This is a genomic window from Gemella sp. GH3 (assembly GCF_013415425.1).
GTDB lineage: Bacteria > Bacillota > Bacilli > Staphylococcales > Gemellaceae > Gemelliphila.
On the sequence record NZ_JACBYC010000210.1, the window covers coordinates 1 to 409 of the forward strand.

Annotated in this window: 1 pseudogene; it reads left to right on the plus strand. The window is 35.9% G+C overall.

From position 1 onward, the window contains the following. Positions 1 to 409, plus strand: a pseudogene (locus HZY83_RS07720) (DeoR/GlpR family DNA-binding transcription regulator); the annotation flags it as partial.

The following is a 409-nucleotide window of genomic DNA, read 5'->3' on the forward strand; positions in this document are numbered from 1 at the left end:
ATCCAAGACAACGAATGTATTTTCTTAGATGCTGGTTCATCTACTTTGGAAATGATTCAATATATCGATGCGAGAGATATCATTGTTGTCACGAATGGGATGACACATGTGGAACAGTTATTAAAGAATGGGATAAACACTTTAATGATTGGCGGACAAGTGAAAGAAACAACAATGGCAACTGTAGGTGCAAACGCACTGGAAACGTTAAGAAGATATTGCTTTGATCGTGCATTCATCGGAATGAACGGTATGGATTCGAAGTATGGTTTTACAACACCAGATGAACAAGAAGCTTTAATTAAAGAGACGGCAATGAAATTATCCAGTGAGAAATATGTACTTGTCGATCAAACGAAATTTAACCAAGTTTATTTTGCAAGAGTACCATTACTAGATGGAACTAAAA